The sequence below is a fragment of the Lentzea atacamensis genome (assembly GCF_003269295.1).
Classification (GTDB): Bacteria; Actinomycetota; Actinomycetes; order Mycobacteriales; family Pseudonocardiaceae; genus Lentzea; species Lentzea atacamensis.
This window is the reverse complement of record NZ_QLTT01000002.1, coordinates 366,080-387,894: the sequence shown is the minus strand read 5'-3', so window position 1 is coordinate 387,894 and position 21,815 is coordinate 366,080. Positions and strand designations below refer to the sequence as shown.

25 protein-coding genes and 2 pseudogenes are annotated in these 21,815 nt (G+C 68.1%); 17 read left to right on the top strand and 10 right to left on the bottom strand.

The window, feature by feature from the left end:
- Nucleotides 1-62: 62 nt before the first annotated feature.
- Nucleotides 63-1,145, top strand: coding sequence for a glycerophosphodiester phosphodiesterase (locus C8D87_RS10645; RefSeq protein WP_112226539.1), 1,083 nt, complete (start codon nucleotides 63-65; stop codon nucleotides 1,143-1,145).
- Here C8D87_RS10645 and C8D87_RS10640 read toward each other — a convergent pair.
- Nucleotides 1,135-1,787, bottom strand: a pseudogene (locus C8D87_RS10640) (LLM class flavin-dependent oxidoreductase); the annotation flags it as partial. The gene C8D87_RS10645 and the pseudogene C8D87_RS10640 overlap by 11 nt on opposite strands.
- A gap of 5 nt (nucleotides 1,788-1,792) precedes the next feature.
- Between C8D87_RS10640 and C8D87_RS10635 the strand changes: the two are divergent.
- A pseudogene (locus C8D87_RS10635) lies at nucleotides 1,793-2,065 on the top strand (hypothetical protein); the annotation flags it as partial.
- Nucleotides 2,066-2,148: 83 nt separating this feature from the next.
- On the opposite strand, the gene C8D87_RS46840 reads toward C8D87_RS10635, so the two are convergent.
- The gene (locus tag C8D87_RS46840; RefSeq protein ID WP_215732281.1) at nucleotides 2,149-2,520 is read right to left on the bottom strand and encodes an ABC transporter permease; all 372 of its coding nucleotides are present in this window, start codon (nucleotides 2,518-2,520) and stop codon (nucleotides 2,149-2,151) included.
- 47 nt (nucleotides 2,521-2,567) lie between these two features.
- The gene (locus C8D87_RS10625; protein ID WP_112226538.1) at nucleotides 2,568-3,857 is read right to left on the bottom strand and encodes an adenylosuccinate synthase; all 1,290 of its coding nucleotides are present in this window, start codon (nucleotides 3,855-3,857) and stop codon (nucleotides 2,568-2,570) included.
- 110 nt (nucleotides 3,858-3,967) lie between these two features.
- Here C8D87_RS10625 and C8D87_RS10620 point away from each other — a divergent pair, with 110 nt between their 5' ends.
- Both C8D87_RS10620 and C8D87_RS10615 read left to right on the top strand, forming a co-directional pair.
- Nucleotides 3,968-4,576 carry a hypothetical protein gene (locus C8D87_RS10620; RefSeq protein ID WP_233442021.1) on the top strand — a complete coding sequence of 203 codons (609 nt, stop codon included), beginning with the start codon at nucleotides 3,968-3,970 and terminating at the stop codon, nucleotides 4,574-4,576.
- A 104-nt stretch (nucleotides 4,577-4,680) separates the two neighbouring features.
- Complete coding sequence (locus tag C8D87_RS10615) at nucleotides 4,681-5,316, top strand: HNH endonuclease family protein (protein ID WP_112226537.1); 636 nt, start codon at nucleotides 4,681-4,683, stop codon at nucleotides 5,314-5,316.
- A gap of 156 nt (nucleotides 5,317-5,472) precedes the next feature.
- Here C8D87_RS10615 and C8D87_RS10605 read toward each other — a convergent pair whose 3' ends face one another.
- From C8D87_RS10605 to C8D87_RS48525, 4 genes are all read right to left on the bottom strand, one after another.
- Nucleotides 5,473-6,633 (bottom strand): FUSC family protein, encoded by a 1,161-nt coding sequence (locus C8D87_RS10605; RefSeq protein WP_109632910.1) that lies wholly within the window; start codon nucleotides 6,631-6,633, stop codon nucleotides 5,473-5,475.
- Nucleotides 6,634-6,735: 102 nt separating this feature from the next.
- Nucleotides 6,736-7,410, bottom strand: coding sequence for a hypothetical protein (locus C8D87_RS10600; RefSeq protein WP_146231356.1), 675 nt, complete (start codon nucleotides 7,408-7,410; stop codon nucleotides 6,736-6,738).
- Nucleotides 7,411-7,529: 119 nt separating this feature from the next.
- On the bottom strand, nucleotides 7,530-7,940 hold the full coding sequence (locus tag C8D87_RS10595) for a DUF3151 domain-containing protein (RefSeq protein WP_170154690.1): 411 nt from the start codon (nucleotides 7,938-7,940) through the stop codon (nucleotides 7,530-7,532).
- 28 nt (nucleotides 7,941-7,968) lie between these two features.
- Nucleotides 7,969-8,100 carry a hypothetical protein gene (locus C8D87_RS48525; RefSeq protein WP_267899849.1) on the bottom strand — a complete coding sequence of 44 codons (132 nt, stop codon included), beginning with the start codon at nucleotides 8,098-8,100 and terminating at the stop codon, nucleotides 7,969-7,971.
- An 88-nt stretch (nucleotides 8,101-8,188) separates the two neighbouring features.
- On the opposite strand from C8D87_RS48525, the gene C8D87_RS10590 reads away from it, so the two are divergent.
- The gene (locus C8D87_RS10590) at nucleotides 8,189-9,304 is read left to right on the top strand and encodes a hypothetical protein (protein WP_109629488.1); all 1,116 of its coding nucleotides are present in this window, start codon (nucleotides 8,189-8,191) and stop codon (nucleotides 9,302-9,304) included.
- 47 nt (nucleotides 9,305-9,351) lie between these two features.
- Here C8D87_RS10590 and fbaA read toward each other — a convergent pair whose 3' ends face one another.
- On the bottom strand, nucleotides 9,352-10,386 hold the full coding sequence (gene fbaA / locus C8D87_RS10585; protein ID WP_109629491.1) for a class II fructose-bisphosphate aldolase: 1,035 nt from the start codon (nucleotides 10,384-10,386) through the stop codon (nucleotides 9,352-9,354).
- A 57-nt stretch (nucleotides 10,387-10,443) separates the two neighbouring features.
- Nucleotides 10,444-11,238 carry an LLM class F420-dependent oxidoreductase gene (locus tag C8D87_RS10580; RefSeq protein WP_109629494.1) on the bottom strand — a complete coding sequence of 265 codons (795 nt, stop codon included), beginning with the start codon at nucleotides 11,236-11,238 and terminating at the stop codon, nucleotides 10,444-10,446.
- A gap of 31 nt (nucleotides 11,239-11,269) precedes the next feature.
- Between C8D87_RS10580 and C8D87_RS10575 the strand changes: the two genes are divergently transcribed.
- Nucleotides 11,270-12,193: an aldo/keto reductase gene (locus C8D87_RS10575; RefSeq protein WP_112226535.1), complete on the top strand. Its 924-nt coding sequence runs from the start codon at nucleotides 11,270-11,272 to the stop codon at nucleotides 12,191-12,193.
- A gap of 44 nt (nucleotides 12,194-12,237) precedes the next feature.
- Complete coding sequence (locus C8D87_RS10570; RefSeq protein ID WP_112226534.1) at nucleotides 12,238-13,089, top strand: SDR family oxidoreductase; 852 nt, start codon at nucleotides 12,238-12,240, stop codon at nucleotides 13,087-13,089.
- On the opposite strand, the gene C8D87_RS10565 is transcribed toward C8D87_RS10570, so the two are convergent.
- Nucleotides 13,079-13,363 carry a YciI family protein gene (locus C8D87_RS10565; protein WP_109629507.1) on the bottom strand — a complete coding sequence of 95 codons (285 nt, stop codon included), beginning with the start codon at nucleotides 13,361-13,363 and terminating at the stop codon, nucleotides 13,079-13,081. The genes C8D87_RS10570 and C8D87_RS10565 overlap by 11 nt on opposite strands.
- 40 nt (nucleotides 13,364-13,403) lie before the next feature.
- Between C8D87_RS10565 and C8D87_RS10560 the strand changes: the two genes are divergently transcribed.
- The 10 genes from C8D87_RS10560 to C8D87_RS10515 all read left to right on the top strand — a co-directional run bounded on the left by C8D87_RS10560 (nucleotide 13,404) and on the right by C8D87_RS10515 (nucleotide 21,815).
- Complete coding sequence (locus C8D87_RS10560) at nucleotides 13,404-13,967, top strand: SigE family RNA polymerase sigma factor (RefSeq protein ID WP_109629511.1); 564 nt, start codon at nucleotides 13,404-13,406, stop codon at nucleotides 13,965-13,967.
- Between the two features lie 107 nt (nucleotides 13,968-14,074).
- Nucleotides 14,075-14,986 (top strand): ROK family protein, encoded by a 912-nt coding sequence (locus tag C8D87_RS10555; protein WP_233439110.1) that lies wholly within the window; start codon nucleotides 14,075-14,077, stop codon nucleotides 14,984-14,986.
- A complete protein-coding gene (gene nagA / locus C8D87_RS10550) occupies nucleotides 14,983-16,134 on the top strand; it encodes an N-acetylglucosamine-6-phosphate deacetylase (protein WP_109629517.1) in 1,152 nt (383 codons plus the stop codon). The genes C8D87_RS10555 and nagA overlap by 4 nt, the downstream gene beginning before the upstream one ends.
- 4 nt (nucleotides 16,135-16,138) lie before the next feature.
- Entirely contained in the window at nucleotides 16,139-16,333 is a 195-nt protein-coding gene (locus tag C8D87_RS10545; RefSeq protein WP_109629520.1) for a hypothetical protein, read from the top strand.
- A 68-nt stretch (nucleotides 16,334-16,401) separates the two neighbouring features.
- Nucleotides 16,402-17,076: a DedA family protein gene (locus C8D87_RS10540; protein ID WP_109632912.1), complete on the top strand. Its 675-nt coding sequence runs from the start codon at nucleotides 16,402-16,404 to the stop codon at nucleotides 17,074-17,076.
- 78 nt (nucleotides 17,077-17,154) lie between these two features.
- A complete protein-coding gene (locus tag C8D87_RS10535) occupies nucleotides 17,155-18,438 on the top strand; it encodes an FAD-dependent monooxygenase (protein ID WP_109629524.1) in 1,284 nt (427 codons plus the stop codon).
- The gene (locus C8D87_RS48520; protein ID WP_170166388.1) at nucleotides 18,381-18,950 is read left to right on the top strand and encodes a TetR/AcrR family transcriptional regulator; all 570 of its coding nucleotides are present in this window, start codon (nucleotides 18,381-18,383) and stop codon (nucleotides 18,948-18,950) included. The genes C8D87_RS10535 and C8D87_RS48520 overlap by 58 nt, the downstream gene beginning before the upstream one ends.
- Nucleotides 18,951-18,982: 32 nt before the next feature.
- A complete protein-coding gene (locus tag C8D87_RS10525; protein WP_112226532.1) occupies nucleotides 18,983-20,125 on the top strand; it encodes a glycoside hydrolase family 18 protein in 1,143 nt (380 codons plus the stop codon).
- Between the two features lie 3 nt (nucleotides 20,126-20,128).
- Nucleotides 20,129-20,332 (top strand): hypothetical protein, encoded by a 204-nt coding sequence (locus C8D87_RS10520; protein WP_109629530.1) that lies wholly within the window; start codon nucleotides 20,129-20,131, stop codon nucleotides 20,330-20,332.
- 34 nt (nucleotides 20,333-20,366) lie between these two features.
- Complete coding sequence (locus C8D87_RS10515) at nucleotides 20,367-21,815, top strand: amidohydrolase family protein (protein ID WP_112226531.1); 1,449 nt, start codon at nucleotides 20,367-20,369, stop codon at nucleotides 21,813-21,815.

The window sequence follows — 21,815 nt, the reverse complement described above, 5'->3', positions numbered from 1 at the left end:
TCACCTGCATTTCGTGTTGCGATGCTTGGGTGCGCTCTCAACACGAACTGGGAGGTCGAACGATGTACCGGAGAGGTCTAGCCGCCGCAGTCCTCGTTTTCGCGGGTGCGGTGGTGGCGTCCCTGCCCTCCGCGTCGGCACACGACGACAAGGGCCCGATCGTGATCGGGCACCGCGGCGCGTCGGCGTACCGGCCGGAGCACACGCTCGCGGCATACGAGCTCGCCGCCCGCACGGGCGCCGACTACATCGAGCCGGACCTGGTGTCCACGAAGGACGGCAAGCTGGTCGCCAGGCACGAGAACGAGATCGGCGGCACCACCGACGTCTCGGCCAAGCCGCAGTTCGCCGACCGCAAGAAGACCAAGGTCATCGACGGTACGCCGGTCACCGGCTGGTTCACGGAGGACTTCACGCTCGCCGAGCTGAAGACGTTGCGCGCCAAGGAACGCATCCCGGCGATCCGCCCGCGCAACACACTCTACGACGGCCGCTTCGAGGTGCCGACGCTGCAGGAGGTCATCGACCTCACCAAGCGCCTGTCCCGCGAGCTGCACCGCGAGATCGGAATCTACCCGGAGACCAAACACCCGACGTACTTCCAGTCGATCGGTCTCGCGCTGGAGCCGAAGCTCGTCGACGTGCTCAACCGCAACGGCCTGAACCGCCGCAGCGCCAAGGTCTACGTGCAGTCGTTCGAGGTCGCGAACCTCAAGGAGCTGAACAAGTCTCTACGGGTGCCGCTCGTGCAGCTGGTCAACGCTTCCGGCGCGCCGTACGACTTCATCGTGGCCGGTGACAAGCGCACCTACGCCGACCTGGTCACCCCGGCGGGTCTGCGCGAGATCCGCGGTTACGCGGACGGTGTCGGCCTGCACAAGGACCTGATCATCCCGCGGGACGCCGCCGGCTTCCTCAAGGCGCCGACGAACGTCGTGAAGGACGCGCACAAGGTCGGCCTGGTCGTCCACTCGTGGACGTTCCGCAACGAGAACTCGTTCCTGCCCGCCGACTTCAGGTCCTCGACCGACCCGGCCGCGTACGGCCGGGCCTTCGAGGAGTACGACGTGTTCTTCAAGACCGGCATCGACGGCGTGTTCGCGGACAACCCCGACACGGCCGTGGAGGCCAAGGTCAAGCGCTAGCGAGTGCGAGCGTGCGGTCCCCGTCGAGCAACCCGCGTTGCTTCAGCAGGGGCCGCACGCCCTCGCCGAACCAGTAGCCTCTTCCAGGTGGGGATAGCCGGAGAGGACGAACTCGCTGATCCCGATGGAGTGGTACTCCTCGACGAGGTCGGCGACCTCCGCGTGGGAGCCGACGAGAGCAGTGCCCGCGCCGCCTCGAACGAGCCCGACGCCCGCCCACAGGTTCGGGTAGATCTCCAGGCCGCGCACGCCACGGCCGAGGTCGCCGCCGTGCAACGCCAGCATCCGTTGCCGGCCAACGGATTCCGATGCCCGCAGCTGCTCCTGCGCCTTCGCCACCGCGGCCGGATCCAGCGCGTCGAGCAGTCGTGACGCCGCCGCCCACGCTTCCGCCGACGAGTCGCGGCTGATCGTGTGCAGGCGGATGCCGAACCGGATCCGCCGGTCCGTCAGCTCCCACACCCGCGCGATCTTCGCCGCCACGTCCTGCGGCGGTTCGCCCCAGGTCAGGTACACGTCGGCGGTCCGAGCCGCCACCGGCAGGGCAGCGTCGGACGAACCACCGAAGTAGATCGGCGGCACCGGATCGGGTGCGGCCAGCACAGTCGCGTCCTGCACCCGGTAATGCTCGCCCTGGAACGAGTACGGCTGTGCCGCAAACCCTGGTGAGACTGCGGATCGCGCTCGGCACCGCGTGGCTGTCGCTGATCGTCGGCGAGCAGATCAACGCCGACGCCGGTCTCGGCTTCCTGATCAACAACGCCCGTGAGTTCCTCCGCACCGACGTCGTGGTCGTCGGCCTCGTGGTCTACGCGCTGCTCGGTCTGACCCGGCGCGGACGGCAGCACGACGTGCACGACCCGTTCGATCCGGCGGTAGCCCAGGACTTTCGCTCTGCCGGATGCCGGCGTGCAGGTTGAGGTAGAGCGGGAACGCCACCCGGCCGCGACCAGCGCGAGCTTGGGTTCCTCGCCGATGCCGAACCACAGGATGAACAGCGGGATCAGGCCGAGGTGCGGGAGCGTCCGCAGCATCTGGACCGGTGGATCCGCAATGTCTCGCCCCACCGGGAAAGACCGGAAACCAGCCCGAGCACGACACCGACCGTGCCGCCGATGAGAAATGCGAAGAAAACGCGGCCCAGTGAAACGAGAAATGCGTCGATCAATTGGCCGTCCGCGATGAGCTCAGCGGCGGACTGTGCGACCGTCAGCGGCGATGCCAGTTTCTCGGGCGCGAGCACACCCGTTGAACTGGCCAGTTGCCACAGCAGAACCAGTGCGACCGGGCTGATCCACCGCACCGGTAGCGTCGGTTTCGAACAAGAGAAAGGGCCACGGCGCTGAATTGCAGGCGAGCCGCGGCCCTTCGTCAACGACGCCCAAATCGTGAAAAAGCGTCACACTTCGAGATGGGTCGGTATCAGCCGAGAACGTCGTGGCGGACGATCGTCTGGTCGCGGCCGGGGCCGACGCCGATCGCCGACACGCGGGCGCCGATGATGCTCTCCAGGTACTCGACGTACGCCTTGGCGTTGGCCGGCAGCTGGTCGAACTCGCGGCAGTGGGAGATGTCCTCGAACCAGCCGGGCAGCTCCTCGTAGACCGGCACGGCGTGGTGCACGTCGGTCTGCGTCATCGGCATCTCGTCGACACGGCGACCGTCCACTTCGTACGCGACGCAGACCGGCACCTTCTCCAGGCCGGACAACACGTCGAGCTTGGTGAGGAAGTAGTCGGTGATGCCGTTGACGCGCGAGGCGTAGCGGGCGATCACGGCGTCGAACCAGCCGGTGCGGCGCGAACGCCCGGTGGTGACACCGAACTCACCGCCCTGCTTGCGCAGGTACTCGCCCATGTCGTCGTGCAGCTCGGTCGGGAACGGACCGGAGCCCACGCGGGTCGTGTAGGCCTTCAGGATGCCGATCACGGTGCTGATGCGGGTCGGCCCGACGCCGGAGCCCACCGTCGCGCCACCCGAGGTCGGGTTGGACGACGTGACGAACGGGTAGGTGCCGTGGTCGACGTCGAGCAGCGTGCCCTGCGAGCCCTCCAGCACCACGATCTCGTCGCGGTCCAGCGCCTGGTTGAGCAGCAGGCGGGTGTCCGCGATGCGGTGCACGAAGTGCTGACCGCGCTCCAGCACCTGGTCGACGACCTGGTCGGGGTCGAGCGCCTTGCGGTTGTAGACCTTGACCAGCACCTGGTTCTTGAAGTCGAGCGCGGCCTCGACCTTCTGCCGGAGGATCTTCTCGTCCAGCAGGTCCTGCACGCGCACGCCGACGCGAGCCAGTTTGTCCTGGTAGGCGGGGCCGATGCCGCGGCCGGTGGTGCCGATCTTCGCCTTGCCCAGGTAGCGTTCGGTCACCTTGTCGATGGCCACGTGGTACGGCATGATCAAGTGCGCGTCCGACGAGATCAGCAGGCCGCTGGTGTCGACGCCCTTCTCCTCCAGGCCCGCGAGCTCCTCGAGCAGGACGCCGGGGTCGACGACGACACCGTTGCCGATGACGTTCTTCACACCGGGCGTGAGGATGCCGGACGGGATGAGGTGCAGGGCGAACTTCTGACCGTCCGGGAGGACCACGGTGTGACCCGCGTTGTTGCCACCCTGGTAGCGGACGATCCACTGGACACGCTCACCGAGGATGTCGGTGGCCTTGCCCTTGCCCTCATCGCCCCACTGGGCACCGATCAGCACGACGGCCGGCATGTGAAACTCCAAGCGCTTGGACTGGTTCGAGCGAATGCCGGTAAGCGAGCGTAGACCAGGAGATGACCGTGCGCGGAATCGTGTTGGCCTGCGGAAACACGCAGTTGCCAATGATCACTCAACGTGACGGGGTGCAGGCCGTTCCCGCCCGTCCCGGCAAGGACCACGTAGATCAACACCTGGACGCGGAACGGCTCATCGTCGTGGGCACGGACGCCGACCTCGCCGCCGTGGCGTTGCGGTTGCTGCGCAAGGAGAAGCTCGGCTCGGTAGCGCTCGGTTACGTCCCCGTGGGCGATTCGCGCGTCGCCGCGCTGTGGGGCCTCTCGACGGACCCCGCCCGCGCACTCGACATCGCCCTGAACGGTGACGTAGATCCCGTCCCGTTCGTGCGCGACGACGTGGGCGGCGTGCTGATGGGCCTCGGCGTCTTGTCACCGGTTCGTGGCGTTGGTTACAGCGACGCCGACAACGTGCTGCGCGGCCAGGCCTCACGCATCGAGTGCACACCGGACACCGAGGGCGGCTTGGGCCTGGTGGTGCGAATTGTCAACAAACGCCTCCTCGGCTCTCGCGTCCGGGAAAGCCGCCCACGCGCGTTCCAGCTCGGCTGCCTGCCCACAACGGCCGTTTTGGACGGTCACAAGCATCCGCGCCCGGTCGACAAGTGGACCTGGTACCGCCACACCGAGGACTTGCGCCTGGTCCGTGGCGTCTAGCCGTGCGTCTGTAGTTCACTTGAGTGTCACCCAAAGGCATTGCCTAATTCCGCAATGTGACTAAGGGTGGTTCCCGATCACTTCCAACAAGGAAGGTCGGGACAATGTCAAAAGTTAACCGAATCATTGGTGTCCCAGTTGCCGCACTGGCACTCACCTTTGGTTCTGTTTCCCCTGCACTTGCGACCCCGGACAACATCCCCACCCTCACGGAGGCCCGCACGCACCTGGCGGCTCTGACCGTCCGCGCGGAAGGCTCGATGACGGGCTATTCACGCGACAAGTTCCCTCACTGGATCGCCAAGGAGGGAACCTGCAACACCCGTGAGTACGTCCTCAAGCGCGACGGCACGAACGTCGTGACCGACTCCAGCTGCGCCGCCACCTCGGGCCGCTGGTTCTCGCCCTACGACGGCGCGACCTGGACGGCGGCCTCCGACGTGGACATCGACCACATCGTGGCCCTGGCAGAGGCCTGGCGCTCCGGTGCCTCGTCCTGGACCCAGTCCAGGCGTCAGTCCTTCGCCAACGACACGACCCGCCCGCAGCTGATCGCAGTGACGGACAACGTCAACCAGGCCAAAGGCGACCAGGACCCGTCGACCTGGCAGCCGCCTCTGCAGTCCTACAGGTGCACGTACGCCAAGATGTGGGTACGTACCAAGGACTACTACGACCTGACCGTGCAGCAAAGCGAGAAGGACGCGTTGACGACGATGCTGGGAACCTGCAACGGATGACCACACTCTCCTCGCTTTTCGCAGCGGCCCCTGGTGGCGTGATGACCGACGAGGTCGGCGTCATCACCGGCGACCTGGAACTGTGCACGGAACTCTCCGACGACGGAAAGCTGCGCGCACTGGTCCGCTACGAGGGCGCGGAGGAGTGGTACGCCATCACGGGCGCTTCGTGCGTCCTGGCTGATCCTCGCGATCACGAGCAGGTCCACTCGCTTCTGCACGGCCTCCTGCATCGGCCGGAGGGCTGAGCGGCGGCAACGCCTCCATGGCCTCACTCCGGCTGAGCCCGGTCGACTGCAACAGATCCACCGCGACACTCCGGATCTGCGCCAGCACGACCTTGGACGAGAACCCGTCCCCGCCGAGACGCCGCGCGGTCAGATGCCGCGCGGCGTTCCGCACGGCCTCCCGCGTCTGCTTGGGAGTCTTGCCCTTCTCCAGTTCGGCCTTGAGGCAGTCAACGGCGTCCGCGTAGTCCTTCAGCACATCCGGCACCCCGTCCGGAATCTGCTCGGAGGCCTTGAGCGCGGCCATGGCCCGCCGCGCCAGCACCCGCGTGTTCCTGATCGCGTAGTCCACGGGCCCGGCCGCCGTCTGATACCTGGTGAGCTCATCCTTGGACCGCCATCGAATCGGCGCGATCCTCGCGATCTCACTCCCGGTCTGCAGCGCAGCCTTGTAGTCGTCGATGGTGCTCTGACTGGTCCGCAACTCCGCGAGCACCCCGGCCGCCTTGACCGCGTCCTTCTCCGCAAGGGCCTCGGCGAGGTTCCGCAGCGCACTGCTGAGGGTGTTGGTGAGCGCCTTGAGCTGCCGCTGCGCCACCGTGACGGGGTTCGCAGGAAGAAGCGCCGCCACAGCAAGCCCCACCAGCCCACCGGTCAACGCGTCGATCATCCGGTCGAACCCACCACCCGCGCTGGGCGGCAGCAACGTCGCCACGAGAACCGCGCTGCTCCCCGCCTGCAACGCGATGACCGACCCACCGTCCAGCAACACCGCCGCCGACATGGCAAGCCCGACCACGAGCGCGATCTGCCACGGCCCGCTGCCGATAAAGCTGATCAGCGCGTCACCCACTCCGACGCCAACCGACACGCCGACCACGAGCTCGCTGACGCGCCGCAGCCGTTGTCCCAGCGAAACCCCGAGACACACAACCGCGGCGATCGGCGCGAAGAACGGGTGCTGGTGCCCGACGACAAGCGTCGCCACGACCCAGGCAAGGCCGGCGGACAGAGCAGTTTGGACGATCACCAACGCGGCCCTGCGCCACCGCGTCAGCGCACGCCCGACAGCTTCCTTGACCGCACCCACACGCACTCCACCGCTAGTTCGACCTGCAGCCGCCAGTCTTCGTCCAACGACCACCAGGCACAACCTGCGGGTGAGCGGTTTCGATCTCGCGGGCGAGCAGCCTCACACCGGCGGGAGGTACGCGGCCACCTCGGCGATCGCGTCCAGCGTCTCGTGGTCGAAGCCGTTGCCCGTGGCGTTCTCCGCCTCCGCTGCGGTGACCCTCTTGCCGTCGCGGTCGCTGCCGTAGCGCAGACCGGTGAACTGGATGTCGGCCAGGCCCAGCACAGCCGACCCGAGTGGACGGATGTCGCCGCTGCCGTGGCGGTCCATCAAGGTGCGGAACTTCCGGGCATCGCCATCACTCGGCAATCCCACCCAGACAACGGAAACCGCGGCCACGTTGCCCGCGCCGTCCGTCACCGCGAACAGGACGCGTTCCAAGGAGGTGCAGCGGGTGCGCGTGAAGAACTCGCGAACCTCGCCGAAGGACACGGCCAGGCACTCCGCCTGCTGCCGAGCGGTCCGGCGCAGCTGGCGCAGCCCCATGCGCTGCCAGGCCGCGTTCGCATCGCCCTTCCGCGCCGCCTTCTGGCCGTCCGACTTGCGGGCGCGCAACTGCGTGGACGACGTGCCACCGCCGGCCGGAGCCGCCCCGCCGGCACCGCCGCCGATCGAGGCAACGCCTCCCGACGACCCGACAACACCCAACGCCAACGCACCGGCCACGACGTAGCTGGTGCCCTTCCCCCGAATCGGCCTGACCCGTCCCTGCGGGTCCGTGTAGAAGCCCGGCATGTCCACCCCTCTGGTCCGTCACAGCGAGACTGCTCCGCTTGACGCAAACGTCGAAAGGGGCCGAACGTGTTGAGTTGGTGTCGGCAGGCCGGACAACCTGCCGACGCACCCGATTCAGATCAGGCCAGCCCGAGCGCAGCCGGCGCCTTGGGATCGGAGTCGGCCAAGAACTGAGAGCACCGCTCCCACTCCTCGTCCTCCCCGATCTCCCGAGCAGCCCGAGCCAACGCCCCGAGCGCCCGCAAGAATCCCTGATTGGGCCGGTGGTCCCACGGAACCGGCCCAAAGCCCTTCCACCCGGCCCGCCGCAACTGATCCAGCCCGCGGTGGTACCCGGTCCGCGCATACGCATAGGCGGCCACCGGGTCTCCAGCGTGCAACGCCCGTTCAGCCAGCAGCGCCCAAGCCTCCGAGAAGTCCGGGTAGGCCCGCACGATCTTGCCGGGATCCGTGCCACCGTCAGCAGCGGCCTGCGCCTCAGGACGGTCGGGAAGACGAGTCGGCTCTGGCCCGAGGAGGTTCTCAACCATGCGGCCCATCGTGCCGCACGAACCGACTTTACGAGATGAAGACCCTCATGACCGCGGCCACAACGGCCAGCAGCAGAGCGGTGACGAGCACTCCAGCGATGATCTTCTTGCTCATGGCCGCATGGTTGCGCGCTGGGCCGAACAGATCAATGCCGTTCACCCGAACGTGCATACGAAATGGAAACATCAGGGTAAAACCAGGGTGCGTTTCGCTTCCAGCACACCAACCGGCAGCTCATGATGTTCGGATGATTCAGGGGGTAAGGCAGTTCCGGGACCAGTACTGGGAGCGGGGCGAGCCCGGCAGAGAGACACCGGCGACGCTCACGAAGCAGCTCTACCAGCTGTGGCTCCTAGGTCTGCTCCTCAAGCTGATCGGGTCGTCGTGGGACGTCTCGTGGCACTTCAAGTGGTTGCGCGACGACCTGGCGCCGCCGCACCTGATCAACACCGTGGGCACGGTGATCGTGGTCGGGCTGACGTTGTTCCACACGTTCACCGGGTACGGGGCCGACAAGCTCACCGTCAGGCTGATGCAGGTCGGCTGTGGGATCTTCCTCGTCGCCCTGCCGATCGACGTAATCAACCACCGCATCAACGGACTCGACATCACGAGCTGGTCCGGGTCGCACGCGCTGCTCTACCTGGGCACGGCCGTCATGCTGGCCGGCGCGATCCGCGGGTGGATGAAGTACTTCCCCGCGGGGAACGCGAGGACGTTCGGCCTGGTCGCGCTGTGGTTCTTCTTCCTGGAGAACGTCTGGTTCCCCAACCAGCACCAGGAGTACGGCGTGCGCGCGCTGCAGGCCTACGACAACGGTAGGCCCGAGGCCGAGCCGATTCTGCTGCAGTTCGCCGCCGACCAGCTCGGGGTTCCGATCGGGCGCGAGGCCGTCGTGAACTTCGCGCTGCCGATCGCGGACTGGGTCTACCCGGTGTGGGGGCTCGTGGCGGCGGCCATCGTGCTGGTGATCGCACGGCGCACGATCGGCAAGCCGTGGGCGGCCACGGCCGTCGCGGGTGGTTATGTCGCGTACCGGTGCCTGATCTGGCCGATGCTCGCGGGCATCGACTTCCCGAAGTCGGCCGTGCCGCTGTTCCTGGTCCTCGTCGGGCTCGCGATCGACGCGGCGCACGTCGTCAGGATGCCCACGCCGGCTGCGGCCGTGCTGGGGTCGGCGGCCGTCACGACGGTCGGGTACGTCGGCATCTGGTTCCAGCAGGAGTACCTGTGGGGGCCGCCGATCTCGTTCTCGTCGGCCGCGGTCACCGCCGTGCTGCTGGCCGTGCTGTGGACGGCAGGGGACATGGCGATCCGCCGGCCGGAGACGCAGATGATCGCCTCACGACTGAAACCCAGCTGAACGAGAAGGGCCCCGGCAAGCGCCGGGGCCCTTCTCACGTGCAGTGGTCAGCCCGCGATCATGCGGCCCGACGACTTGAGGTGCTCGCACGCCTGGGCGATGCGTGCGGCCATGGCCTGCTCAGCGGCCTTGAGGTAGCTGCGCGGGTCGTAGGTCTTCTTGTTGCCGACCTCGCCGTCGATCTTCAGCACACCGTCGTAGTTCTGGAACATGTGCGCCGCGATCGGGCGGGTGAAGGCGTACTGCGTGTCCGTGTCGATGTTCATCTTGATGACGCCGTACGACACGGCCTCGTGGATCTCCTCCAGCAGCGAGCCGGAGCCGCCGTGGAAGACGAGGTCGAACGGCTTCGAGCCGGCCGGGAGGCCCAGCTTCTCGGCCGCCACGTCCTGGCCCTGCTTGAGGATCTCCGGACGCAGCTTGACGTTGCCCGGCTTGTACACGCCGTGCACGTTGCCGAACGTCGCGGCGAGCAGGTAGCGGCCCTTCTCACCGGCGCCGAGCGCGTCGACGGTCTTCAGGTAGTCCTCTGGCGTCGTGTAGAGCTTGTCGTTGATCTCGTTGTCGACGCCGTCCTCCTCGCCGCCCACGACGCCGACCTCGATCTCGAGGACGATCTTCGCCTTGGCGGAGAGGTCGAGCAGCTCGCTCGCGATCTGGAGGTTCTCCTCCAGAGGCACGGCCGAGCCGTCCCACATGTGCGACTGGAAGAGCGGGTTGCCGCCCTTGTCCACCCGCTCCTGGCTGATCGCGATCAGCGGACGCACGTACCCGTCGAGCTTGTCCTTCGGGCAGTGGTCGGTGTGCAGCGCGATGTTCACCGGGTACTTCGCCGCGACGACGTGCGCGAACTCGGCGAGCGCCACAGCGCCGGTCACCATGTCCTTGACCTTGGTGCCCGAGGCGAACTCGGCACCACCGGTCGAGATCTGGATGATGCCGTCGCTTTCGGCCTCGGCGAATCCGCGCAGAGCCGCGTTGAGAGTCTCCGACGAGGTGACGTTGATCGCGGGATAGGCGAACTCGTTCGCCTTGGCCCGGTCCAGCATCTCCGCGTAGACCTCGGGGGTTGCGATGGGCATCGGTCGTCCTCCTCAGGTGCCCTGAACGCCGTGTCGACCGCATCCTACGAGCACGTGTCACGGGGCCAGCGCGGCGGCCAACTCGGCGTACCTGCCGTTCAGCGACTGGATGGCCACGTGGTCGGCTCCCGCGTCCAGGTGCGCCCGCAGCTTCGCAGCCACCTGATCGGGGCTACCCCACGCGACCAGCGCGTCAATCAGCCGGTCAGAGCCGGGAGCGGCGACCTCGTCGGCGGAGAATCCCCACCTCATCCAGTTGTTCGTGTAGTTCGTCAGCGTGAAGTAGTACCCCAGTTGCTCACGTGCGATCGCTCGCGCAGCTTCCGGGTCCTCCTCCACGACGACGGTGACCTCCGGCGCGAGGATCTTGCCGCCGAGCACCTCCCTGGCCTCGGCGGTGTGCTCCACCGGGACCAGGTACGGGTGGGCACCGGCGGTCCGGTCGGCCGCGAGCTTCAGCACCTTCGGGCCGAGTGCCGCCAGCAGCAGCCGGTCGGCCGGCACGTCCAGCCGGTCCAGGTACGACACCAGCTTGGGGTAGGGCTTCTCGTAGGCCTGGTCGATCTGCTTGTGGCCGACACCGACGCCGAGCACCAGCCGGTCGCTGCCGATCCGGTGGAAGGAGCGGGAGACGTCCTCCGGCTCCGTCTGCCACACGTTGATGATGCCGGTGGCGATCGTCATCGACTTCGTGACACCGAGCAGCCGCTCCGGCAGTGCCAGGTCCGACTCGGGCGAGCTGCCGAGCCAGAACGTGCCGAAGCCGAGCGACTCCAGCTCGGCCACCTCGTCGATCCGGTCCGCCCACTGGAACCGCGAACCCCAGACACCGAACTTCCCAAGAGTCGTCATGTGCGTTGACAACGCGGACTAGGTTCGCGATATGCCGATCTTGAGCACCACAGATCTGAACGTCTCCCGGCTCTGCCTGGGTGGCAACGTCTTCGGCTGGACCGCCGACGAGGACCAGTCGTTCGCCGTGCTCGACGCCTACACCGCGGCGGGCGGGAACTTCCTCGACACCGCCGACGTGTACTCGGCCTGGGCGGAGGGCAACTCAGGCGGTGAGTCGGAGACGATCATCGGCAGGTGGCTGGCCAAGCGCGACCGCGACCAGATCGTGGTGGCGACGAAGGTCGGCATGCTCGCCGGGTTCAACAACCAGAAGCGCGACACGATCCGGACCAGCGCCGAGCGGTCGCTGAAGCGGCTCGGCATCGACCACATCGACCTCTACTACAACCACCTCGACGACCAGAACACGCCGCTCGAGGAGACGCTGGCCGCCTACGACCAGCTCGTGAAGGACGGCAAGGTCCGCTACATCGCGGCGTCGAACTTCAGCGCCGAACGGCTGGCGAAGGCGCTCGAGATCCAGGAACGCGAGGGCTTCGCGAAGTTCGTGGCGCTGCAGCCCGAGTACAACCTGGTCAGCCGCGACCGGTTCGAGGGCGGCCTGCAGGACGTCGTCGCGAAGAACAACCTGGCCACCGTGCCGTACTGGTCGCTCGCCAAGGGCTTCCTGACCGGCAAGTACCGGCCGGGTGTCGAGGTCCGGAGCGCGCGGGCGACCGCCGCCTCGAAGTACCTCGACGAGCACGGCCTGCAGGTGCTCGAGGTGCTCGACGAACTGGCCGAGACGCACGAGACGACGGTCGCCGCCGTGGCTCTCGCGTGGCTCGCCCAGCAGCCCACGGTGGCCGCGCCGATCGCGTCGGCCCGGACGTTGGAGCAGCTCAACGACTTGACGCCGGTCCTCGATCTCGAGCTCACCCAGGCGGAGGTCGACCGCCTCAGCGCAATTTAACTTGCCAGTAGCTTACTGGGAGTAGGTTGAGTTACCGTGGCGGCATGGACGTCACGGGCAAGGTGGTACTGATCACCGGCGCGGCCAGGGGAATCGGCGCCGAGGTGGCGAGGCAACTGGCCGCGCGCGGGGCACGTCTCGCGCTCGTCGGGCTCGAGAAGGCCCAGCTCGAAGAGGTCGCGCGGCAGACCGGCGGCAAGGCTTGGGAAGCCGATGTCACCGACTGGGACGTGCTCGAACGCGTCACGAACGAGATCGCCGAGCACTTCGGCGGCATCGACGTCGTCATCGCCAACGCGGGCATCGCAGCCACCGGGTTCGTGCGCTCCATGGACCCGAAGGCGTTCGAACGGGTCGTCGAGGTCAATCTGCTCGGTGTGTGGCGCACGGTCCGCACGGCGCTGCCGCATCTGATCAAGAGCCGTGGCTACTGCCTCGTCGTGTCGTCACTGGCCGCCATCGTGCACATCCCCGGCAACGCGGCCTACTCGGCGGCGAAGGCCGGCTGCGAGGCGTTCGCGGACAGCCTGCGCGCGGAGGTCAGGCACCTCGGCGTCGACGTCGGCACCGCGTACTTCTCGTGGATCTCCACGGACATGGTGAACAGCGCCGACGAGCACCCGGTGTTCGGCAAGCTCCGCCAGGGCATGCCCGGCCTGGCCGGCAAGAAGTACCCCGTCCGCAACGTCGGCAAGGCCGTCGTCAGGGGTGTCGAGAAGCGGGCGAAGGCGGTCCACGTCCCCGGCTGGGTGGGCGCGCTGAAGTACTTCCGCGCGTTCACACCGATGGTCGTGGACCGCCAGGCGGTCGACGAGGTGGCCGACGCCGACCGGCAGATGGCCGCGAGCGACACATCGGGCCTGGTCGGGCCGGGCGGTCGAGCCGCTAGTCGGTGAGCCAGGAACCGAGCAGGGCGTTCCAGACGCGGATCTCCCACTTGGTGATCACGTTCGCCGGGGTGTACGGGTCCGCGGAGATGATCTCCTTCAACGTCGTCTCGTCCGGAGCGTCGTAGATGATCAACGCGCCGGTGTCGTCCGCGTACGGACCGGCGGCGAGGACCACGCCCTTCTCGGCGAGGGAGGCGATGTACTCGCGGTGTGCCGGGCGCACCGCGAGACGCTTCTCGCGATCCGGACCGAACACCAATTCGACTGCAAAGCGGGCCATGCGACCACCGTAGCGACGGTGACCGGTACCGTCCTACCTTGTGGTTGGCGACGAAACCCCGCGCACCGTGCAGGACACCCTGACCAACCTGCGGATCCAGGACGGCGTCGCAGGACCTCCCACAGGGCCTCTCACGCTCGAAGACCTGTACAAGCAGCACCGCATGCGCCTCATCCGGCTCGCGCTGCTGCTGGTCGACGAGCCCGCGACGGCAGAGGACGTGGTGCAGGAGGCCTTCACGGGCCTGCACCGCAACTGGAAGGGCCTGCGCGACGCACAGGCAGCCGTGGGCTACCTCCGCACGGCCGTGGTCAACGGCTCGCGCAGCGTGCTGCGCCGGCGCAAGACCGCGCGCGACTACACCCCGCCGCACGTGGCGAACGCGCGGTCGGCCGAGTCGCTCGCGATGCTGACCGCCGAGCACCAGGCCGTGGTCAAGGCCCTGCAGCAGCTGCCGCCGCGCCAGCGCGAGGTCCTCGTGCTGCGCTACTACGGCGACCTGTCCGAGGCCGAGATCGCCGAGGCGACCGGCATCTCGAAGGGCACCGTGAAGTCGACGGCGTCCAGGGCCCTGGACGCACTCCAGAAGATCATGGCCGGTTGATCACGGGCGTTTTGCCCGGTGAGAGCGATTCCGGTGCGTAGGAACACGCCCCCAATCCGGTACTTGGTATAGACCAATAGGGCTTTGATGCCGCAGGATCAGTCCTCGTGGCACGCAGACACGTGGTCGCCGTCGACATCGGTGGCACCGAAACCAAGGCGGCGCTGGTCACCGGTACCTCGGAGGTGGTGGCGGCGCAGAAGCACGCCCGCCGGGCGACTCCGGCCGAGCTGGAGCCCCTCCTCGCCGTGATCGCCGAGCTCGTCGACGAGCTCAGGCAGGCCTCCGAGCACGAGATCGACGCCGTCGGGATCGTGGCGCCGGGCATCGTGGACGAGGCCAACGGCGTCGGCGTGTACACGACCAACCTGCCGTGGAGCCAGTTCCCGTTCAGCACAGTCCTCACGGAACGGCTGGGCGTTCCCGTCACGTTCGGCCACGACGTCCGCGCCGCCGGGCTCGCCGAGTGCCGGATGGGTGCCGCGAAGGGGCTGCGCAACGCGGTGGTCCTGCCCATCGGCACCGGTATCGCCGGCGCGCTGCTGCTCGACGGGAAGATCTTCAGCGGCGACGGCTACGCGGGTGAGATCGGACATGTGAACGTCGGCCACGGCGTGCCCTGCGCGTGTGGCCAGATCGGCTGCGTGGAGACAGTGGCGTCCTCCGCGGCGATCGCCCGCCGGTACACCGCACGTACCGGCACCCCCGTCAACGGCGCCGCCGAGGTCGCACGCAGGGTGAAGGACGGGGAGCAGGACGCAGTCGCCGTGTGGCACGAGGCCGTCGACGCGCTCGCCAGGGGGATCCTGGTGTTGGCGACGCTGCTCGGCCCGGAGGCCGTCGTGCTCGGTGGCGGGCTCGCACTGGCAGGAGACCTGCTGGTGGAGCCGTTGCGGGACAGGCTGGACGGGCTGATCGCCTTCCAGCGCCGACCGGAGCTGCGGCTCGCGGCGCTCGGCGACGAGGCGGGCTTCCTCGGCGCGGCGCTGCTGGCCATCGACATGCTGGAGGCGTCATGAGCACGTGGGGTGGACCTGTCGACGTGACCCTGACCAATGGTCGGGTCGTCACGCCGGACAGGGTGCTCGAGAACGGGTGGGTCAGCGTCGGAGACGGCCGGATCGTCGCGGTGGGCGAGGGCGCGCCGCCCGACGGCCCGACGACCGACGTCGGTGGCGGCACGATCGTGCCCGGCTTCGTCGACATCCACTGCCACGGCGGCGGCGGTGACGCGTTCACCAGCAAGGACCCGCAGAAGGTCCGCAAGGCGGCGGCCGCGCACCGCAGGCACGGCACCACGACGTTGCTCGCGTCGCTCGTCTCGCGCCCGGTCCCGGAGCTGGCCGACCAGGTGTCCGCACTGGCCGAGCTGGTGCAGGAGGGTGTCGTCGCGGGCATCCACCTCGAGGGCCCGTTCCTGTCCGCCGCCCGCTGCGGCGCGCACGACCCGGCGATCCTGTGCCCGCCGGAGCAGACCGCGGTGACGAAGCTGCTCGACGCGGGCAAGGGCACCGTCCGGATGATCACCATCGCGCCTGAGCTGGAGGGTGCCGTCAGCGCCGTGCGGCAGCTCGTGGACGCGGGCGTCCTCGCCGCCATCGGCCACACCGACGCGACCGAGGCGCAGGTCCGCCCCGCCGTCGACGCCGGCGCCACCGTGGCGACGCACCTGTTCAACGGCATGCGCCCGCTGCACCACCGCGAGCCCGGCCCGATCGGCGCGCTGCTGGACGACGACCGCGTCACCGTCGAGCTCATCTGCGACCTCGTGCACCTGCACCCGACGGCGGTCCGCCTGGCCGCGCGTCACGCCGGCCTCAAGCGCACGGTCCTCATCACCGACGCCATCGCGGCCGCCGGTGTGGGCGACGGCGTGTACGACGTCGGCGGGCTCGAAGTCCGCGTGGTCGACGGCGTGCCGACGCTGGCGGGCGGTGCCGCGCTGGCCGGCAGCACGCTGACGATGGACATGGCGTTCCGCAACGCCGTCAACTCCTGTGGACTGTCGCTCGTGGAGGCTGCGTACGCCACCGCGACCCGTGGCGCGGAGCTGCTCGGCATCGACACCGGAAAGCTCCAGCCCGGATGTGCGGCCGACCTCGTCGTGCTGGATGCAGAATTGAAGCCGAGGGACGTGATGGTCAAGGGCGAGTGGGTCAAGGACTAGGTGGATGGCGGACGATCCGGAGCGGTTGGTGACCGACGCGTTGCGAGCGCAGGCGACCAGCACGAACGCCGGATTTGCCGTACCTGTACCGGTTCCTGAGGAACGCCCCGCGCCGATGCCGGTGTGGCTGGTGCTGGGCCTCGCGCTGCTGTTGGGCCTGGCAGCAGGCACGGTGGCCGCAGTGATCACGCTGAGCTGACCTGTACCGTTGTGCCCGTGACGATTGCATTGGGCCCTGACTGGCTGGATCCCGAAAAACTGCTGACGATGCTCGGCCCGTGGATGCTCGTCGGGCTGTGCTTGATCGTCTTCGCCGAGTGCGGGCTGCTCGTCGGGTTCTTCCTGCCGGGCGACTCGCTGCTGTTCACGGCGGGTCTCTTCGTTGCGGCAGGGCACATCTCGACCCCGCTCTGGGTTGTCTGCATCCTGCTGACGGTGTGCGCCTTCGTGGGCAACGTCGTCGGCTACTACATCGGCCACAAAGCCGGTCCGGCGTTGTTCAACAAGCCGGAGTCGAAGATCTTCAAGAAGGAGTACGTCGACAAGACGCAGGAGTTCTTCGACAAGTACGGCCCGCGCGCCATCGTCCTCGCGCGGTTCGTGCCGATCGTCCGCACGTTCATCACGGCCATGGCCGGTGTCGGGCGGATGGACCCCAAGAAGTACTTCACGTACTCCGCGATCGGCGGCGTGGCGTGGGCGGCCGGCCTGACCGTGCTCGGCTACTACCTCGGCCAGATCTCCCTCATCAAGGAGAACCTCGAGGTCACCCTGCTCGCCATCGTCTTCCTGTCGATCGTGCCGATCATCATCGAGGTGATCAAGGCGCGCAGGGAGAAGAAGTCGCTCGTGCAGGAAGAGGCCGACGACATCACGCAGATCATGGACGCCCAGCTCCACCAGGACGACTCGACGCAGATCATCCCGCGCGTCGAGCGCTGACCAGCGACTGAGCCCGCCTGTTCGCGCAGGCGGGCTTTTTGCCGGCGCAATTTGAATACAGGGCTGTACTGTATTCGTATGGTCACTGTTGCAGGGGCGGGCCCGACCGGCATGGCGCTGGCGTGCGGGCTCAGGCAGTTCGGGGTGGACGTGCGGATCGTGGACGCGGCTTCCGGGCCCGCCACGACGTCGAGGGCACTGGGGTTGCAGCCACGGGGAGCGGAGGTGCTGGCCCGGCTGGGTGCACTGGGCGACCTGCCGGAGAAGGCGGTGCGACTGCGGTCGCTGCGCATCAACGGCGCGGTGGCGCTGGACATGAGCTTCCTGCGCGACGCCGGTCAGCTGATCGTCTCGCAGGCGTGGGTCGAGGAACGGCTGCGCGACCGGCTGTCCGCGCTGGGCGTGGAGATCGAGTGGAACACGCCGGTCTCGGCCGTCGAGGGGTGGGACTGGCTCGTCGGCTGCGACGGCGCGCACTCGGCGGTGCGGAAGATGGCGGGGATCGCGTTCGAGGGCGAGCCGGTGATGGAGAACTTCCTCCTGCGCGACGTCCACGCGGACTGGGACCTCGACCGCGAGTCGATCCACCTGTTCGTCGACGGACCGTCGATGACGACCCTGTTCCCGTTGCCCGGCGGCATCTGGCGGGTGATGTCACCGGACGGCGGGAGGTGGACGCCGGGTCCGATCGGCTCGGTCGAGTGGGAGTCGACGTTCCGGATCCACCGGAGGCAGGCCGCCACCTATCGGCGCGGCGACATCCTGCTGGCGGGCGACGCCGCGCACATCCACAGCCCGCTGGGCGGTCAGGGCATGAACACCGGCCTCGGCGACGCGGAGAACCTCGCGTGGAAGCTCGCACTGGTCGTGCAGGGCAAGGCGGCTCCCACGTTGCTGGACACCTACGAGGCCGAACGTCGCCCGGTCGCCGCCCGCGTGCTGGCCGCGACCACGCCGGCGACCCGGATCGCGATGGGGCCGGGCGTGCTGGCGCGGACGACCCGGGATCTGATGTGGCCGTTGCTGAACCTTCCGGTCGTGCAGCGGCAGATGATCCGCGCGACCTCGCAGCTCGGCCTGAAGTACTCGGGGTCGCTCGCGACCGGGCGGCGCGGTGGCGAGCGGGTGCCGCTGTTCGCGCGGACCGGGAGGTGGGTGCTCGCGGGACCGCCGACGTGCCTGGAGGTGGCACGGGAGCGGCTCGGCGACGTCGTGCACCATGAACGCGCCGGCGACACGCTGCTGGTACGTCCGGACGGACACCTGGCGTGGCGCGGCCCGACGAACCCCGAAAGGCTTGCCGCGTGGCTGAACGAAGTGCTGGGCGTCCCCGCGACCCCGAGGCGGACAACGCGATCCTGACCGCGGCCTTCGAGCTGTTCCTGGAACGCGGCCTCGACGGCACGTCGATCGAGCAGGTGGCCAAGCGCGCGGGCGTGACCCGCGCGACGGTCTACCGCCGGTTCGCCACCAAGGAGGAACTCCTGTTCAGCGTGATCGAGCTGCCGCGCACCGTCGCGGCGCTCGATCCCGGACGGATGGCCGTCGCACCGCCGGAGGAGACGCTGAAGGGGTGGGCGGCACTGATGTCGACCCCGCAGTCGGTTCAGCTGCTGCGCCGGATCGTGGGGGCGTCCGCGGACAACTTCGAGCTGATGCGGCGGTACTGGGAGCTGTTCATCGCGCCGCGCCGGACCGTGCTCTACGACGTCATCCGTCCCGGTTTCCCGCCCGGCACCGACCTCTCGCTCGTCGTGGACATGGTCGGAGGTGCGCTTTTCTACCGCACCCTCACCCGTCCGGAGCACAACACGGAGGAGGAACTGGAAACTTACCTTCTCAAAGTGTTGCACCAGGTCGGATATCGCCCCTAGGTTGCTGTGGTCTGGACCATTGGAGGCCACTGATGTCGTTGTTCCGCAAGGGATTGGCGGCCGCACTGGCCGCACTTTCCGTCTCAGTTGGCGTCGTCGCGGCGGAGGCCGCGCCGCGCAAGATCGTCGGTGCCTACTACGGCAACTGGTACAGCGCCAGCAAGCCGATCTCGTCGATCCCGGCCAACACCCCGATCACGCACCTGTTCTACGCGTTCGCGCTCATCGAGAACGGCAAGTGCGTGATGCCGGCGACGACCGCGGCCAAGGACTTCGCGGACATCCGCGACCTCAAGAAGCGCAAGCCGTCCTTGAAGGCGCTGATCTCGCTGGGCGGCTGGGGTGCGGGCGGTTTCTCCGACGCGGCGCTGACCGCAGAGTCGAGGAAGACGCTCGTGCAGTCCTGTGTGGACCTGTTCTTCACGGACAGCACGTTCGACGGCATCGACATCGACTGGGAGTTCCCGGTCTACGGCGGCCCGACCGAGATCAGGGACCGGCCTGAGGACAGGCGCAACATGACGCTGCTGACGCGCGACTTCCGCAGGGCGCTGGGGAAGAAGCTCGTCACCGCCGCGCTGCCCACCGGCCGTCTGCAGACCGACGGCCCGTACGACCCGGCGAAGTCGTTCAAGCTCCGCGAGCTGTCGCAGATCATGGACTTCATCAACGTCATGACCTACGACATGGGTACCGGTTTCTCGCCCGTGGCCACGTTCAACGCGCCGTTCCGCGAGGTCGCCAACGACCCGATGCCGCCGGCCGACCGCAAGTGGAACAACGTCGTCGGCGCCATCAACTACTACCAGCGGCACGGTGTCTCCCCGCGCAAGATGGTGCTGGGCACCCCGTTCTACGGCCGGGGCTTCAACGTGAAGTCCGAAGGCCCGCAGCACGGCCTTTACCAGGCGTACGACAGCGCGTTCTGGGTCGACGGGTACGAGGAGGCGTTGCGCCTCAAGAACACGCCGGGCTGGCGGGAGTACTGGCACCCGGTCGCGCAGTCGCCGTGGCTCTACAACGCGGCCGAGAAGAAGTTCGTCTCCTACGAGAACCCGAGGTCGATCGGCATCCGCGCGGACTTCGCCCGGTCCCGCGGCCTGCTCGGCACGTTCATGTGGGAGCTCGGGCACGACGACGCCCAGTACTCGTTGCTGAAGGCGATGTCGCGCTGAGCCATGCACCAGCAGGCAGAAGACCGCATCGCACTGCTGCGCCGGGCACTGACCAGCCGGGACGCGTGGCAGGTGGCGGCGGCGCTGAAGTACGTCGCCGAGAAGCTGGAACCCGAGCACCGCGCGGCGCTGATGCCGGAGCTCGTCGAGCTCAGCACGAGTCCGCTCTGGGCGTCCAGCGCGAGTGAGGTGCTGGAAAGGATTTGAGTCTGACGCAACGTCAAGGTGTTGGTTGAACAGCATGACTGACACGACTCGACGTGAAGTGCTGGGGTGGCTGGCCGGGCTCGGTGCGGCAGCGGGCACGGGCCTGTTCGCACCGGGCAGGGCCGGCGCCTCGGTCGATGTCACCGGCGGCGTCACCGCACTGCGCGGCGTCACGCTCGTCGACTCCTCACGCGTTCGCTCCAACACCACGATCGTGCTGACGGACAACAGGATTCTCGCGATCGGCACGCACGACCTGCCGTTGCCGCGCGGCGCCACCGTGCTGGACCTGCCCGGCAAGTTCGTCATCCCCGGCCTGTGGGACATGCACGTGCACGGCGCGTACCTGGAGCGGATCACGTTGCCGCTGTGCCTGGTCAACGGCGTGACCGGCATCCGCGAGATGTGGGGCGTGGCAGCGATCTACGAGCTGCGCGAACGGATCGAGCGCGGCGAGGTCCTCGGACCACGGCTCGTCGTCGCCAGCACGATCATCGACGGCCCGCACTCCACACTGCCCTTCGCGCTGGTCGTCAGCACGCCGGACGAGGGACGGCAGGCCGTGCGCGACGCCAAGGCCCAGGGCGCCGACTTCGTGAAGGTGTACTCGTACCTGGACCGGGCGACGCTCGCGGCCATCGCGGACGAGTGCGCGCGGCACGACCTCACGTTCGCCGGGCACTGCTCGAACCACGTGGCGCTGGGCGACGCGAGCGACCTCGGGCAGCGCACGTTCGAGCACATGTACGGCCTGTCCCTCGCGACGAGCACGCGGGAAGACGAACTGCGCCAACGGATCGCGAACCTGCCGCTCGACCCGGCGAACTCGTTCGCCTGGTTCAAACAGGTGCTGGAGCTCGAACGTGAGGCGGCCTCGTCGCACAGCCGGAGCAAGGCGGTGCGACTCGCGAAACTGCTGCGCCGCAACGGTTCCGCGCTGTGCCCGACGATGGTCGCGATGCGCGTGCTCTCGAGCCCGGCTGACAAGTTCGCGAACGATCCGCGGTTGAAGTACATGCCGGTGTCCTACCGGGACTACTGGCGCGACGGCCTGAAGAACTGGGCCCCCGTGACCGAGCAGGAGACCAGGCAGCAGGCCGAGTTCCTCAAGCGCCGCATGGAACAGGTCGCGGAGATGCACGACCACGGCGTGGACGTGCTGGTCGGCACGGACGCCGGCAACCCGTACGTGTTCTCCGGCTTCTCGGTGCACGACGAGCTGGAGCTGCTGGTGCAGGCCGGTCTGTCGCCAGAAGCCGCCCTGAGGGCAGGTACCCGTGGCACGCGGCTCGTGCCCGGCGGTGAGGCGAACCTCGTCGTGCTGGACGGAAACCCGCTCAAGGACATCCGCAACACGCAACGGATCCACACCGTGCTGACCAGAGGCAGGGTCCTCGGACCGGCGGAACGGCAGCGGATGCTCGCGGACGTCGAAAAAGCAGCTCAGGAGCCGATTGGCGCTGTTCAGGCGAGGTGCTGCTGA

What these genes read in the sequence shown, in the direction of transcription:
- C8D87_RS10565 (WP_109629507.1), bottom strand. Translation starts at nt 13,363, where the DNA reads ATGGCCCGCTTTGCAGTCGAATTGGTGTTCGGTCCGGATCGCGAGAAG.
- fbaA (WP_109629491.1), bottom strand. Translation starts at nt 10,386, where the DNA reads ATGCCCATCGCAACCCCCGAGGTCTACGCGGAGATGCTGGACCGGGCC.
- C8D87_RS10620 (WP_233442021.1), top strand. Translation starts at nt 3,968, where the DNA reads ATGATCACTCAACGTGACGGGGTGCAGGCCGTTCCCGCCCGTCCCGGC.
- C8D87_RS10625 (WP_112226538.1), bottom strand. Translation starts at nt 3,857, where the DNA reads ATGCCGGCCGTCGTGCTGATCGGTGCCCAGTGGGGCGATGAGGGCAAG.
- C8D87_RS10600 (WP_146231356.1), bottom strand. Translation starts at nt 7,410, where the DNA reads ATGCCGGGCTTCTACACGGACCCGCAGGGACGGGTCAGGCCGATTCGG.
- C8D87_RS10575 (WP_112226535.1), top strand. Translation starts at nt 11,270, where the DNA reads ATGCCGATCTTGAGCACCACAGATCTGAACGTCTCCCGGCTCTGCCTG.
- C8D87_RS10540 (WP_109632912.1), top strand. Translation starts at nt 16,402, where the DNA reads ATGCTCGGCCCGTGGATGCTCGTCGGGCTGTGCTTGATCGTCTTCGCC.
- C8D87_RS10520 (WP_109629530.1), top strand. Translation starts at nt 20,129, where the DNA reads ATGCACCAGCAGGCAGAAGACCGCATCGCACTGCTGCGCCGGGCACTG.
- C8D87_RS10595 (WP_170154690.1), bottom strand. Translation starts at nt 7,940, where the DNA reads ATGGTTGAGAACCTCCTCGGGCCAGAGCCGACTCGTCTTCCCGACCGT.
- C8D87_RS10570 (WP_112226534.1), top strand. Translation starts at nt 12,238, where the DNA reads ATGGACGTCACGGGCAAGGTGGTACTGATCACCGGCGCGGCCAGGGGA.
- C8D87_RS10615 (WP_112226537.1), top strand. Translation starts at nt 4,681, where the DNA reads ATGTCAAAAGTTAACCGAATCATTGGTGTCCCAGTTGCCGCACTGGCA.
- C8D87_RS10535 (WP_109629524.1), top strand. Translation starts at nt 17,155, where the DNA reads ATGGTCACTGTTGCAGGGGCGGGCCCGACCGGCATGGCGCTGGCGTGC.
- C8D87_RS10515 (WP_112226531.1), top strand. Translation starts at nt 20,367, where the DNA reads ATGACTGACACGACTCGACGTGAAGTGCTGGGGTGGCTGGCCGGGCTC.
- C8D87_RS10545 (WP_109629520.1), top strand. Translation starts at nt 16,139, where the DNA reads ATGGCGGACGATCCGGAGCGGTTGGTGACCGACGCGTTGCGAGCGCAG.
- nagA (WP_109629517.1), top strand. Translation starts at nt 14,983, where the DNA reads ATGAGCACGTGGGGTGGACCTGTCGACGTGACCCTGACCAATGGTCGG.
- C8D87_RS10590 (WP_109629488.1), top strand. Translation starts at nt 8,189, where the DNA reads ATGATTCAGGGGGTAAGGCAGTTCCGGGACCAGTACTGGGAGCGGGGC.
- C8D87_RS10645 (WP_112226539.1), top strand. Translation starts at nt 63, where the DNA reads ATGTACCGGAGAGGTCTAGCCGCCGCAGTCCTCGTTTTCGCGGGTGCG.
- C8D87_RS10525 (WP_112226532.1), top strand. Translation starts at nt 18,983, where the DNA reads ATGTCGTTGTTCCGCAAGGGATTGGCGGCCGCACTGGCCGCACTTTCC.
- C8D87_RS10580 (WP_109629494.1), bottom strand. Translation starts at nt 11,238, where the DNA reads ATGACGACTCTTGGGAAGTTCGGTGTCTGGGGTTCGCGGTTCCAGTGG.